The 1,069-nt window shown below is 54.1% G+C and carries 2 protein-coding genes; both read left to right on the top strand.

Going from position 1 to position 1,069, the window contains the following annotated elements; all coding sequences use genetic code 11:
• A partial coding sequence (locus tag ACXJMY_RS37925; RefSeq protein WP_456624458.1) for a glycosyltransferase family 4 protein occupies positions 1–346 on the top strand: 346 nt, incomplete at its 5' end.
• A gap of 475 nt (positions 347–821) precedes the next feature.
• The coding region (locus ACXJMY_RS37920) for a UDP-N-acetylglucosamine 2-epimerase (RefSeq protein ID WP_456624457.1) at positions 822–1,069 on the top strand (248 nt) is incomplete at its 3' end.

Raw genomic sequence — 1,069 nt, 5'->3', positions numbered from 1 at the left:
ACCTTACACAAGCGCTTTTGACGTCGGCGTTCTCTGTAGTATCTCCGAAGCGGCGTCTCTTGTCGCATTGGAAATGATGGCACTGGGTCTGCCGGTCATTCTCAGCAACGTCGGCAATGCTGCCGAAATGGTACTTCCTGGGGAGACCGGCTTTCTGTTCCCGCCCGGAGATACGATGTCCCTGGTAAACTGTCTCCAGACGCTGAGCGACCCGCTTAAGCGAGAAACCGTTGGACGTGCTGGAGCCAAATTTGTGACCGCAAATTTTGCAGCCGGCCCCATGCTCGATAGTTATAGGGATCTTTTGACTGGGATCTTGGTGGAGAGCCGTCGATGCGAGATCTGACACGGTCAACCGCAGATCCGCAGATATGCGAGCTTATTCGAAGGTGCTTATCGGTCTGCTGCTGGCCGCCGAATGTTTCTACCTTCCCGGTACGATCATCATTTATTCCATGACGGGCGCAATCTCACCTTGAGATTGAACATGCCAAGCGTCGGATAATTGGCGCCGAGTTCATCGCGTTCTTCTTTGCGCAATCACGGTGGGGCGTCTCTACCATTCGCCGACGGGCCGGTCTCGGCTTCTCGTCGATCGAGAATGGGTAATCCGAATGAGTCCGAGCCACGGACCGGTCCAAGGGACTATGCTTGCCCGGCTTTTCAAGGATGCGCAAACTCCCCGGCATTTTGTACCGGCAATTACTCAGCCTGCAAACGCCTTGAACGGGCGCAGCTGTGCGATACGCAAAGCCCTGACCCGCCATGGGCCAAGCGTAGTGACATTTCGTTGAGAAGCCTCTCTTGGACTTGGAGGACCGATGAAAAGAGGACCGATTAAAATCGCCATTCTCGTTGGAACGCGCCCGGAAATCATCAAAATGGCGCCGGTTATTCGCGAATGTCAGAAGCGAAAACTCGATTACCTCATCATTCATTCGAAGCAACACTACTCCGAGAGACTCGACGGGATCTTCTTCTCCGAATTCAATCTCCCGCCCCCGAAATACAATTTGAATGTCGGCTCCGGCGGTCACGCGAACCAAACTGGCCGCATATTGATAGAGCT

It is taken from the genome of Bradyrhizobium sp. P5_C12, from assembly GCF_054049735.1.
The sequence above is the reverse complement of the archived record's forward strand: the minus strand, read 5'-3'. Positions and strand labels throughout refer to the sequence as shown.